We start from the raw sequence: 12,113 nt of genomic DNA, 5'->3' as shown, positions 1-12,113 counted from the left end.
CTTTCAGTCTTTGTTCGTCGCGAATTTCTGGATGAGGTCGGCGACCGCGGCTGCCGAGGCTTCCACAGCGCCTGCGAGATAGCCGGCTTCGATCGGGCTCACCTCGCTGCCGGCGAGGGTTAGCCGCTCCTTCCAGGGTCTTGTCACCCAGCCACCCTCTGGCGCATGCGGGTGGCCTGTCGAGAACCAGTCGGCGGATGTGGCCGTCAGCGGGTCGGCGGCCCAGTCCTTGTAGAGCGTTGCGCGCGGATGGGCGGCTTGCTCGCCGAAGAGACGGGCAAACTGCTGAATGCAAGCTTCGGTCAGCGACCTTTCTCCGGCCGCTTTACGCTGTTCCGCGCCCATCCCGACGAAGCCGAAGAGTGCCGCCCTGCCGGAGGATGTCGTTGCATCGTGAATTTCCGCGAGAGGTCCGACCATGCTTTGCGCCGTGCCGGAAAAACCCGCCTCCCGCCAGAAGGCGCGATCATAAATCGCGAAGAACTTCGCATGCGGCGCCATCCAGGTCGACGTTTCATTCCAGAGCTGTACGGTCGCGGGCGCCAGTGGCGGTTCAAACCCTACTGTCGCATCGAGAATGCGTGGCGGCAGTGCCGCAATGACGCGCCGAGCCTGTACTCTCTCCTCTTGTCCGTCTGCCAACCGCACGAACAATTCAACGCCATCTTCGGTGAGACGCATCCCGGTGACCTCAGCCCCGCACCGAAGCCGCCCCTCGGGCAGGCTTTCCGCGATTGCCCGGACCAAGGCCGCGGACCCTCCGACGAGCCTAAAGGCTTCGGGTTCCTGAGTGAGGCCCGGGTAGCGCTTCGGCGCCTCCCGCGACATGCGCTCGAAAACGACGTCGCCGTCATCGTTCTGGGCAAAAGTTGGAAGGTCGAGTTCAGCGACCAGATTGGCGATGGCTGGCTGCATGCGCGGCCAGAACCAGGATGGACCGAGGTCAAAGCCATCGGCGTGCGGCTGACCTTTCTCGTTCACCGTCTGAATTCGGCCTCCAAGCGTCGCCCGCGCCTCAAACAGCAGGAAATTAATCCTGGCGGCTTGCAGTAGCCGCGCCGTATTCAGTCCCGCCAGACCGCCACCAATAATCGCAACATTTGTCTTCATCATTGTCTCGTCCAAGGGGAGTGGGATAGGGAGCCAGCCGGTTCGCGGCGCTGAAGAGGCGATTGCGGCTTGGAACCGGGCTCTGGATCAGATCGTGAGCGCCTTATCATGAGCTGACGCAAACTAGAAATGGCGTTGCGTCATGGATCGATGAGCAGCGCTCATAATGACTTGAGAACTCCGGCCGGGAGCCCGCTCCCTTCCACTCAACTCGGCATCGGTAGCACATCCACATGCTGAAGCGGCGCATCCTTGATCCAGATCTCCGCACCTTCGGACCCTACCAAGCCTTCGAACGGCTTGCCTTGCGGCAAGCGAATCCAGCTCTGGGGCTCGAGCTTTTCGCCCGACACCGTCAGAGTGCCGGTGACAATGAGAATCTCAAGGCCGCGCTGATTTTCCACCGTGACAGTTGCGGCGGGTTGCCAGCGCTCGATCGAAACACGTTCCTCGCCGTCATCGAACAGCACGCGCGCGGCGTCAGACCCCGGGCGCAGCGGTCCCGCTCCACCTTCGCCAGGTTGGCGAACGATCTGCGCATCGTCGCCCTCGCGATACTGCCAGAGACGCACAAAGATCGTGCATCCCTCTTTCGAAGCGGGCGTATGCGAAGTGCCGGGCGGATTGCGGAAGTAACTCCCCGCCGGATAGTCGCCATGCTCATCCTGGAATGTGCCTTCGAGGACGAGAATTTCCTCGCCGCCGCTGTGGACATGGCTGGGGAAGGTGCTTTCCGGCGCGTAGCGCACGATCGAGGTGGCGCGTGCGACTTCGCCGCCGACGCGATAGAGCATCCGGCGATCGACGCCCGCCTGAGGGCTTTGGGTCCACGCGAGTTTGGCCGAATGAACGATCAGCGGTTTCGTCAGATCATCATTGATGCGCATTGGATTGATCTCCCATCGTCAGGACTATTCGGAAGTTTGCGTCGCCGGATCTCATCTTTTGCACGGCTTCCTGGGCACGCTCCAGCGGCATGGTTTCGATCCTCGGCCGAACCCCGCTTAGGACGCTGAAGTCCAACGTCTTCTCGTTTTCGAACGGGGAGCCGGTCATCGAGCCGATCACGCCGCGTTCAGCCCCCACCAGATAGCCGGTCGACACCGGCAGCGGATCCTTGCCGACACCGAGCACGATCAGCCGACCTTCCGGCGAAAGTGCGGGCATCAACGCGTTGACAGCGACCGGATTGCCGATGGTGGTCAGAATAGCCTTAGCCCCGCCCATCGCGTTGAGCTCACCGGCGGGGTTCTCCTTGTTCGTGTCGATATAGCGATGCGCTCCGAGCGCGAGCGCATCGGCGGCGATGTCCTCACCACGGCCGACCGCCACCACCCGAAATCCCATTCTGCGGGCATATTGGAGCGCCATATGGCCGAGCCCGCCAATGCCGAGAATGGCGACGGTATCGCCTGCTTCGGCGCCTGATTTCTTCAGAGCACTGAACGTGGCGATGCCGGCGCAGAGGATCGGTGCGGCCTCCTCGGGCGAGAGTTCGTCGGGAATGGAAACGAGGCCGGTCGCGCGCGCGATCATCATCTCGGCATAGCCGCCGTCGCATGAGGATCCGAGAACAGGCTGGTTGCGGCAGAGATTGAAACGGCCGCGCCGGCATTCGCTGCATTCGTTGCAATGGCCGCCGAGACGGCCGACGCCCACACGTTGCCCGATCTTCCAGATTGAAGGCGTATTCGGGCCGAGGGCAAGGATGCGGCCGACCACCTCATGGCCAGGGACGCGCGCTGGCTGCAACGCCGGATCCGCCTTGTCGATGTCGCTGGCATCCGCGCCACAGATGCCGCAGGCTTCGACAGCGATCAGCACTTCACCCGCGTTTGGCACGGGCGTCGGCCGTTCCACCAGTTCGAGACCGGCCGACGTTGTGACCTGCATTGCGCGATAGGTCGAATTCATGGTGTTCTCCTGTTTCGTCTCTCTCAAGTGCCCGAGGTTTCCGGCCGTTTCCGGCTTTCAATCAATTTCTTGGCCGCCTGCTCACCGGCGGCGACCGCGCCAGCCAGATAGCCGGGGTCATGAACTGCCGTTTCACTGCCGGCGAGCGTCATCCAGTCGCTCCATTCGGGGTCCACCCATTCCCGTTTGCCACCTGTGGGATGACCTGACGCCGCCAGGTCCGACGTAGTGGCCGTGAGCGGATCGGCGGCCCAATCCTTGTAAAGCGTTGCGGCAGGCTTTAGCGCCTCCGGACCGAACAACCGGCCGAGCTGATTGACTGAAGCCGCAATGACGGCGTCGCGGCCAGCCTCTCTTCTCACGTTCGCGGGAACGCCGAGGAAACCGAAAACAGCGGCCTTGCCCGAGGCCGTGGTGGCGTCATGGATTTCAACKAGCGGTCCGACCATGCTTTGCGCCGCGCCCGAGAGCCCTGCAGCACGCCAGAATGGCCTTTCGTAAAGGGCGAAGAACTTCGCATGCGGCGCCATCCAGGTCGGCGTAGCATGCCAGAGCTTGCGGAATGCCTCATCCGGCGCCGGCTCGAATTCGATCGTCTGTGCCAATAAACGCGGTGGCAGCGCAAAGATAACATGCGCGGCCTCGATCACCTCGGACGAACCATGATGCGCGACATGGACCTGAAGTCCAACGCCGTTCTCCGTTCGCACGATCCTGGTCACCCTCGTTCCGAGCCGGATGCGATCCTTGGGCAAGCGATCAGCCAGTGCGGAAATGATGGCTCCGCTGCCGCCAACCAATCGCATTGATTGTGGTTCTTGCCGGAGCGTTCGGTAGTGTTCCGGCGCAGATCCGGGTGATCGCTCAAACGCCATTGCACCATCGGCATGTTGCGGAAAGAACGCGAGCCCAAGCTCTTGTGCAAAGCGAGCGATTGCCGGATGCATGTCCGGCCAGAACCAGGAGGGGCCAAGATCAAATCCATCGATCGAAGGTTCATCATCGGCCCTGACCGACAGAATGCGCCCGCCGAGACGTTCCCGAGCGTCGACAAGAGCAAAGTCGAACCCGGCGCGATGAAGGCGATAGGCTGCCGTCAGGCCCGCAAGCCCGCCGCCGACAATCAATATGGTCTTAGAAAAAGTAGGGGTCATTGTCGCTCAGTCACGGCGTAGGCGTGGATCTCCGACGCGGCCGTCAGAAACGGTCCTAGTCCAATCACGGCGTCGTCACTGAACATTGCGCTCTCGAAGCAAGCCACGGTTATTCTCTCTGGTGTCGTTTTCGTCATGTGACGCGCCGATGTATCAGCGGCTCATCGCCGACGGGCGCATCCGGCATGTTGGCGCGCGTCATCGTTCTTGAGTGCCCTGTGCGGTGCGATTTGACAAACGAGAGTTTCTTGGCCGCAGCAAAGAAAATCTTTGCCGGTATGGCACATCGATTTCAGTCGAGCAGCTTGAGATTGGATTAAGCTTGGTACGCCGCCGCTTCCTCGATGAGCCAATCGCGAAACGTCCTTAGTTTCGGAAGCGACGAATATTCCGGCCGATAAACCACATAATAAGCCAGCTTCGAAGGCACATGAACTTCGGAAAACAGCCGCTGCAGCCGACCCGCMGCCAGATCGTCGCGTGCGAGGATACTTCGAGCCAGAGCCACGCCGCGCCCTTCGATGGCGGCCTGGAGCACCGCTCCCGAATTGTCGATCCTCATGCCCCTTTGTGCTTGCCCTTCCCGTACACCGGCTGCCCGCAGCCACATGTCCCAGGTGACGAAACCGATCGCAGGATCGACGGAGAGGTCGTGGATGAGGGTGGTCCGCGTCAAATCGCCTGGTTCGGTAAAGCCGCTCACATCGGAGAAAGAGGGGGAACAGACCGGAAAAATTTCCTCTTCCATAAGTTTTTCTGCGACGAGGCCGGGCCAGGTCCCGTCGCCATATCGCACGCCGATATCGATGCCATGGGCCTTGTAATCGACAAGCTTCAGACTCGTCTCGAGCCGGATGTCCGTTTCCGGGCGTCTCATCTGGAAGCGATCGATGCGCGGCAGCAGCCATTTGGCGGCAAAGGCGGGGCTAACCGCCACGTTGAGAATACCGTCGGTCGAGAACTCGCGAAGCCGATCCAGTCCCATGCCGAGACGATCCAGGCCGGCGCGAATGTCCGGCAATGCGCGCTCCGCGTTTTCGGTCGGAGTGAGCCGGGTTTTCCCGGTCGTGCTGCGATGGAACAACGGCATGCCCAGCCATTCTTCAAGCCCACGCACCATCTGCCCTACCGCAGCGGCGGTGACATTGAGCTCTTCAGCGGCGCCCGAAAAGCTCCCATGGCGTTCGCTTGCTTCGAATGCTCGCAGCGCATTCAGATAGACCGGTGATTTCCTGTTCAACGTTTTTCTCTTGGTCTGGATGTGAACTCGAAAGCGAGCAACATCTCCATTCTCCTCCATTGGCAGGTCAAGTTCCATCAATGGAGAAAATGATGCTGCCGCGACACTGCTGCCCGGGCGGCATGGATGCCGCATTTGGCCGGAAAACAGCCGTCAACATCAAAGCTTGCGCTTCACCTTTTGGGGCGGCAGGTTTCGCAAATTCTGTTTTCGGTTGGCGATGGGCTCGTCCGGGCCATGGTTCTCCAAACCTTCGAGAATGGGGCAGGCCGGGCGCTGATCCCCCGCACATTTCGACACCAGAGTTTCCAGGGTCGCCGCCATCTGCTGCAATTCCTGGATCTTGAGACGAAGCACGGCGATATGGTCAAGCGCGATCCTTTTGACATCGGTGCTTTGACGGTCTCGGTTGGTCCAGAGATCGAGAAGCTTTTGGATTTCGGCCACTTGAAAGCCGACATCGCGCGCGCTGCGGATGAAACGTAGCATATGTACGTCGTCTTCCGAATAGTCGCGATATCCTGAAGCTTTGCGGTCGGCTGCCGAAATCAGGCCGGTCTGCTCATAGTAGCGGATCATCTTGGCCGAAACGCCCGATGCCTTGGCTGCTTGTCCGATATTCATAGTCTTTCCTCATGTGAGAAGGCCGATCCCGGAAGGATCGGCCCTGTCTGCTATGTCAGTTGGTGGCCTTGAACCTGCGAAGCCTCAGCGCATTGCCGAGCACGAAGACGCTCGACATGGCCATGGCGCCCGCTGCCAAGACCGGCGAGAGCAGGATGCCGAAGGCCGGATAGAGCGCGCCGGCGGCGACCGGGATCAGGGCGGTATTGTAGGCAAAGGCCCAGAACAGATTCTGCCTGATGTTGCCGATGGTCGCCTTGGACAGCGCAATCGCATTCGGCACGCCGAGCAAGTTACCCGACATCAGCACCACATCGGCCGCTTCGATGGCGACATCCGTGCCGGTGCCAATGGCAAGCCCCACGTCCGCCTCCGCGAGTGGCGGGGCATCATTGATGCCGTCACCGACAAAGGCAAGCTTGCCATACTGTCCCTTGAGGCGACGGACGGCATCGACCTTGCCGTCCGGCAATACTTCAGCGACGACCTCGTCGATGCCGAGTCGGGCCGCGACAGCACGGGCGGTGCGGGCATTGTCGCCGGTGATCATCGCGACCTTGAGGCCAAGCCCGTGCAAGGCCTTGATCGCTGCGGGCGTGGTGTCCTTGATCGGATCGGCCACGGCAACAATTGCGGCCAGCCTGCCGTCGATCGCGGCATAGAGAGGCGATTTGCCCTCGTCACCGAGACGTTCGGCGGTTGCTGTAAAACCAGTCACGTTCAGGCCAAGTTCGGCCATGTAGCGGTCGGCACCGACCTCGATGCGCTTACCCTCGACACTGGCCGTCACGCCGAAGCCCGTAACCGATTGGAAATCCGACACGGTAGGCAGCGCGATCCCTTCGGCCGTGGCGGCATMGACGATCKCGCGTGCAATCGGATGTTCGGACTTGGCCTCGACGGCGGCGATCAGGCCCAAGACTTGCGCGCGATCAAAGCCTTCCGCCAGCTCCAGATCGGTCAGCCTGGGCTTGCCTTCGGTCAGCGTGCCGGTCTTGTCGAGCGCAACGACATTGGCATCCCTGAGCAATTGCAGCGCCTCGCCCCTGCGGAACAGCACGCCGAGTTCCGCGCCGCGGCCGGTGCCAACCATGATCGAGGTGGGCGTCGCCAACCCCATGGCGCAGGGGCAGGCGATGACCAGCACGGCCACGGCGTTGATCAGCGCATAAGTCAGTTGCGGCGACGGGCCGAAGACATACCAGATTGCGAAGGTCAGCACGGCGACGAGAATGACCGCCGGCACGAACCACATGGTCACCTTGTCGACGATGGCCTGGATCGGCATTTTCGAGGCCTGGGCCTCTTCGACCATGCGGATGATCTGCGACAGAACCGTGTCGCCGCCCACCGCGGTGGCCCGGAACGAGAAGGCGCCTTTCTGGTTGACGGTGCCGCCAACCACGGTGCTGCCTACGGCCTTGGCGACCGGGATCGGTTCGCCGGTGATCATCGATTCATCGACATAGCTGGTGCCCTCGACCACCTCGCCATCGACGGGAATACGCTCACCGGGACGAACCTCGACGATATCGCCGGCAAGGACCGAACCGACCGGCAGTTCGACAACCTTGCCGTCGCGCCGCACCCGAGCGCTGCGCACTTGGAGCCCAGCCAGGCGCTTGATCGCCTCGGAGGTTCGCCCTTTGGCGCGGGCCTCCAGCAGGCGGCCGAGCAGGATCAGTGTGATGATGACCGCGGCCGCCTCATAATAGACGTTGATCGTGGCGGGCGGCAGCAAGGAGGGCGCGAAGGTCGCGACCAGCGAATAGAGATAGGCGGCGAGAGAGCCAATGGCGACGAGGCTGTTCATGTCGGGCCTCAGCCGCCACATCGCCGGCAGCCCCTTCTCGAAAAAGCGCATGCCGGGACCGAAGAGGACGATCGAGGTCAGCGCGAACTGGAGATACCAGCTCCACTGCATGCCGATCGTGGCCCGGATAAACCCGTGCATGGCAGGGATCAGATGCGAGCCCATCTCGGTGACGAAGACCGGCAGGGTGAGCGCGGCGGCGATGATGAAATCGCGGCTAAGCTCGCGCTGCTCCGCGTCCTTCTTTTCGGCACGGGCGGCGTCTTCGTCTATCCGGTCGGCGCCGATCAGCTTGGCCTCGTAGCCGACGCCTTCGATAGCGGCAATCAGGGTGGCGGCATCGGCCGATCCCTTGATCGTCGCCCGCTCGGTCGCAAGATTGACGGTGGCCTCATTGACACCGGGAAGGGCCTTCAGGGCGCGTTCGACATTGCCCACGCAGGAAGCGCAGGTCATGCCTTCGACTGCAAGCTGGATGGCGGCGGCGGGAGCGGCGCCAACCGAATAGCCGACATCCTCGACGGCCTTCACCAACACGTCGCGGTCGATGGGCGCGTGGGCGCTGATGCTCGCCTTCTCGGTAGCGATATTGACCGATACCTCATCGACGCCGGGCACTGCCCTCAGGGCGCGCTCGACAGTGCCGACGCAGGAGGCGCAGGTCATGCCCTCAATGGGGAGTGATATCACTGTGGATAGATCTGTTTTTCGAAGCGGGGCATTCACGGCCGCCTCCTTTCTGTCTCGAAATTTGCATTCGAGCGAAACATGAGGCTTCCAACCATGGGAAGGTCAATAGCAAAAATTTCTGTTTGAAACCCCTTGACCTTCCCATCGTTGGAAGCCCCACTTTGAGCGCCATGAGATCGAAACAAAGGAGATTTCTCATGGAACTCAGAATCGAAAACATGACCTGCGGCGGCTGCGCGAGGGCCGTCACCAAGGCGATCCAGTCGGTCGACGCCGACGCTAACGTCACTGCCGATCCTGTCTCACGCACGATCAAGGTTGAGACGAACGCCAATACGGCGGAGGTCCGTCAAACGCTCCAACAGGCCGGCTATCCGGCGGTAAACTGACCGCGGCGTTGGATAATGCTTCGGCAATCAACAAACAGGATGCAAGGCAGCGAATGGCCTCGCCGGCCGATCGTTCTGCGCGATTAAAGAGGAAACCACTCGATGCATAGACGCACCTTTCTAACGAGCGTGGCGGGTCTTGCGGTCACCAGCGTCGTCGGGGCGCTCGTCGCAATCGACAAAAGCAGCAAGAGCGCCAGTGCCATGGACATGGGCGACATGAACATGGGCGGGATGGATATGGGCGGCGTCAGCAATCCGAGAGCGGAAGGCATGCCCGTGCTCCCTGAAGGGCAGCCGCTGCGCGAATTGCCACGGCTGGCCAACCAGTCGGGCGAAGTCGGCCTGTTCCGTGCCAACCTTGCCGCCGAACCCGCAATTGTGCGCTTCGCCGAAGGGCTCGACACGCGTGTCCTCCTTTATAATGGCGGCAATCCGGTGATCGAGGCTCGCGAAGGCGACCGAATCGAGATCGACTTCAGGAACGGCATTCCCGATCAGCCGACAACCGTTCACTGGCATGGCATGCCGGTGCCGGCCGATCAGGATGGCAACCCCATGGTTCCCGTGGCCGCAGGTGCGTCGCAGCGATATGTTTTCGACCTGCCGCAGGGCAGTGCCGCACCCTACTGGTTCCATCCGCATCCGCATGGGCATACCGCTGAGCAGGTCTATCGCGGCCTTGCCGGTATCTTCCTGGTCAAGCCCGAGAAGGACCCGATCCCCGCCGAATACGGCGACACGATCCTGATGTTCACCGATCTCCGGCTTGCTGCCGATGGCTCGATCCCGGAAAACGGCATGATGGACCGCATGAACGGCCGCGTTGGCGATCATGTGCTGGTCAACGGCGAGAAGAACCCGGTGTTGGCCGTGGCGAAAGGCGAGAAGCGACGTCTGCGGCTGTTCAACGCGACCAATGCGCGCTTCCTGCGCCTAAGCTTCGAGAATGCCTCGATGGTGCTGATCGGCACCGATGGCGGCCTGCTCGAGGCGCCGGTCGCGCTCGATGAACTCCTGCTTGCGCCCGCCGAGCGGGCCGAGCTTGTCGTCGCTTTCGATCAGCCGGGACCGGCCAAGCTCACCACGCTTGACTATGAACGCGGTTGGATGGGGCCGGGCAAGCCCGAGGAGGCCGGCATGACCTTGCTCACGGCAAATATCTCCGACAGTCCAGCGCCTGCCATGCCGGCGTTACCGGCGAAGTTACGCGAGATCGCGCCCTTGCCCGCGCCAGTCAAAAGCCGCCGCTTCGTACTAAGCGAATCGATGAGTGGCATGAGCATGGCCTTCCAGATCAACGGCGCCAGCTTCGACATGAACCGCATCGACGAGGTGATGAAGCGCGGCGATGTCGAGCTTTGGGAAATCGTCAACAAGGCAGACATGGATCATCCGTTCCATGTGCACGGGACGCAGTTTCAGATTGTCGAGTACGAGAAGGACGGCAAGGTGACAAAGGCGCCCTACCGCTCCTGGAAGGACACCGTCAACGTCGTCTCAGGCCAAACGGTGCGCTTCCTCATCCGTCAGGATATGCCGGGGCAGCGCATGTATCACTGCCATATCCTCGAACACGAGGATCTCGGCATGATGGGCCTACTCGACGTCCAGGCCTGAACCTGCAGCCAACACGGGCAGATCCCGGTTGGCAAGGTTCTTCAACCCTTGTGCATCTCGAACCTCTGCGCATCTCGCTGGCCGCGGCGGGATGCACTTGACCATATCCTCTCCGGGAGGATAGGAGAAGGGCAATCTGTGGCGTCGGCACGATCATGGCCGGACGATCGATTGCTGTGAGGGTTGCATGTTTACGACGATAAAGGCTTGGCTTGGCTTCGGTACGCACGACCATCATGCAGCCGGCCATAGCCATGGAGCTCACGGTCATTCCCATGGCGATGCGGGGGGACACGGTCATACTCACGGTGTTGTCGATCCAAGCATCGCGACTTCGGAGCGAGGGATCTGGGCCGTCAAATGGTCTTTCGTCATCCTGGCGATCACGGCGCTGCTGCAATTGATCGTTGTTTTTGTATCGGGCTCGGTGGCGCTGCTGGCGGATACGATCCACAATATCGCGGATGCGACCACGGCTATTCCGCTCTGGATTGCCTTTGTGTTGGTGCGGCGCCCGCCTACGGGCAGGTTCAACTATGGCCTGGGTCGCGTCGAGGATTTGGCAGGCATGCTGATCGTTCTCATCATCCTGTTCAGCGCGATCGTCGCCGGCTACGAGGCCATCAACCGCCTTATCCATCCGCAGCCAATCACCCAGCTCGGCTGGGTGACGGCAGCAGGCATCATCGGTTTCGTCGGAAACGAGATCGTGGCGATCTTCCGCATCAAGATCGGCCGTGAGATGAACAGCGCCGCATTGATCGCCGATGGTTATCACGCGCGAACCGACGGGCTGACGAGCCTTGCCGTCGTGTTGGGCGCAACCGGTGTCTGGCTGGGTTTTCCGCTTGCCGATCCGATCATCGGGCTTCTCATCACCATCGCGATTTTCGGCATCGTCTGGCAGTCGGCCCGCGCGGTMATTACGCGAAGCCTTGATGGTATCGAGCCCGGTGTTGCTGATGAAGTGCGTCATGCCGCGGAACACGTGCCAGGCATCCAGCAGATTACCGATGTCAAGGCCCGCTGGCTTGGTCACAAGCTGCACGCCGACGTCACGATTGCGGTCGAGCAGGCTAAATTGATTACGGAAGCAAACGCTATCGCGCGCGCTCTCCGCGAGGAGCTGCATGCCCATCTGCCGCCTCTTGGCAGCGCGACGATCCAGTTCGGCATGACGGATGTTTCTGCCGCCGTCGCTGCAAGTCATGGTGACCATGGACATCATCATGCCCCGGCCCCCTTTACCGTCAGATCTTCGCTGGCGAGGGGGCTTCTCGAAATCATCGACACCCCGGATGGCGAGCGGATGCGGCTTTCAGTCGCCAGCCACGCGCATGGCCTGCAGGCGGTCGTCAACATCAAACGGGCGGGCGGCATAATCGAGATATTGACGCTGTCGGCGTCTCCGTCAGACCATCACGCAATGCTGAGCGCGCGGGCTCCGGCCGAACCGCACGAGTTCGATGCGGAGCTCGTGCTCACCGCCGGCGACAAGGTTGAAGCCCTGCCATTCCGGATGGAGGAGCCGGAGGGGCATCATCATTGATCCGGCACGC

10 protein-coding genes are annotated in these 12,113 nt (G+C 61.6%); 3 read left to right on the top strand and 7 right to left on the bottom strand.

Annotated features, from left to right (window positions below; translation table 11 throughout):
• Window positions 1-3: 3 nt before the first annotated feature.
• From QD357_RS19835 to QD357_RS19805, 7 genes are all read right to left on the bottom strand, one after another.
• Entirely contained in the window at window positions 4-1,113 is a 1,110-nt protein-coding gene (locus tag QD357_RS19835) for a flavin monoamine oxidase family protein (protein WP_414124861.1), read from the bottom strand.
• 203 nt (window positions 1,114-1,316) lie between these two features.
• Window positions 1,317-1,997 carry a cupin domain-containing protein gene (locus QD357_RS19830; RefSeq protein WP_414124860.1) on the bottom strand — a complete coding sequence of 227 codons (681 nt, stop codon included), beginning with the start codon at window positions 1,995-1,997 and terminating at the stop codon, window positions 1,317-1,319.
• Complete coding sequence (locus tag QD357_RS19825) at window positions 1,984-3,024, bottom strand: alcohol dehydrogenase (protein WP_414124859.1); 1,041 nt, start codon at window positions 3,022-3,024, stop codon at window positions 1,984-1,986. Before QD357_RS19825 ends, QD357_RS19830 begins: the two co-directional genes overlap by 14 nt.
• Before the next feature lie 23 nt (window positions 3,025-3,047).
• The gene (locus QD357_RS19820) at window positions 3,048-4,178 is read right to left on the bottom strand and encodes a flavin monoamine oxidase family protein (protein WP_414124858.1); all 1,131 of its coding nucleotides are present in this window, start codon (window positions 4,176-4,178) and stop codon (window positions 3,048-3,050) included.
• 316 nt (window positions 4,179-4,494) lie between these two features.
• Complete coding sequence (gcvA, locus tag QD357_RS19815; RefSeq protein ID WP_414124857.1) at window positions 4,495-5,418, bottom strand: transcriptional regulator GcvA; 924 nt, start codon at window positions 5,416-5,418, stop codon at window positions 4,495-4,497.
• A gap of 159 nt (window positions 5,419-5,577) precedes the next feature.
• Window positions 5,578-6,042, bottom strand: coding sequence for a Cu(I)-responsive transcriptional regulator (gene cueR / locus QD357_RS19810; RefSeq protein ID WP_414124856.1), 465 nt, complete (start codon window positions 6,040-6,042; stop codon window positions 5,578-5,580).
• A 55-nt stretch (window positions 6,043-6,097) separates the two neighbouring features.
• Window positions 6,098-8,521 (bottom strand): heavy metal translocating P-type ATPase, encoded by a 2,424-nt coding sequence (locus QD357_RS19805; RefSeq protein WP_414124888.1) that lies wholly within the window; start codon window positions 8,519-8,521, stop codon window positions 6,098-6,100.
• Window positions 8,522-8,742: 221 nt separating this feature from the next.
• On the opposite strand from QD357_RS19805, the gene QD357_RS19800 reads away from it, so the two are divergent.
• From QD357_RS19800 to QD357_RS19790, 3 genes are all read left to right on the top strand, one after another.
• Window positions 8,743-8,934 (top strand): heavy-metal-associated domain-containing protein, encoded by a 192-nt coding sequence (locus tag QD357_RS19800; RefSeq protein WP_414124855.1) that lies wholly within the window; start codon window positions 8,743-8,745, stop codon window positions 8,932-8,934.
• 102 nt (window positions 8,935-9,036) lie between these two features.
• Window positions 9,037-10,554 carry a multicopper oxidase family protein gene (locus QD357_RS19795; protein WP_414124854.1) on the top strand — a complete coding sequence of 506 codons (1,518 nt, stop codon included), beginning with the start codon at window positions 9,037-9,039 and terminating at the stop codon, window positions 10,552-10,554.
• Between the two features lie 187 nt (window positions 10,555-10,741).
• On the top strand, window positions 10,742-12,103 hold the full coding sequence (locus QD357_RS19790; RefSeq protein WP_414124853.1) for a cation diffusion facilitator family transporter: 1,362 nt from the start codon (window positions 10,742-10,744) through the stop codon (window positions 12,101-12,103).
• The last annotated feature ends 10 nt before the right edge of the window (window positions 12,104-12,113 follow it).

The sequence above is a fragment of the Rhizobium sp. BR 317 genome (assembly GCF_047445835.1).
Lineage (GTDB): Bacteria > Pseudomonadota > Alphaproteobacteria > Rhizobiales > Rhizobiaceae > Rhizobium > Rhizobium paranaense.
This window is presented reverse-complemented; position numbering and strand designations above follow the sequence as displayed.

Coding starts and splice junctions, on each gene's coding strand:
- QD357_RS19835 (WP_414124861.1), bottom strand. CDS start 1,113: ATGATGAAGACAAATGTTGCGATTATTGGTGGCGGTCTGGCGGGACTG.
- QD357_RS19830 (WP_414124860.1), bottom strand. CDS start 1,997: ATGCGCATCAATGATGATCTGACGAAACCGCTGATCGTTCATTCGGCC.
- QD357_RS19825 (WP_414124859.1), bottom strand. CDS start 3,024: ATGAATTCGACCTATCGCGCAATGCAGGTCACAACGTCGGCCGGTCTC.
- cueR (WP_414124856.1), bottom strand. CDS start 6,042: ATGAATATCGGACAAGCAGCCAAGGCATCGGGCGTTTCGGCCAAGATG.
- QD357_RS19800 (WP_414124855.1), top strand. CDS start 8,743: ATGGAACTCAGAATCGAAAACATGACCTGCGGCGGCTGCGCGAGGGCC.
- QD357_RS19795 (WP_414124854.1), top strand. CDS start 9,037: ATGCATAGACGCACCTTTCTAACGAGCGTGGCGGGTCTTGCGGTCACC.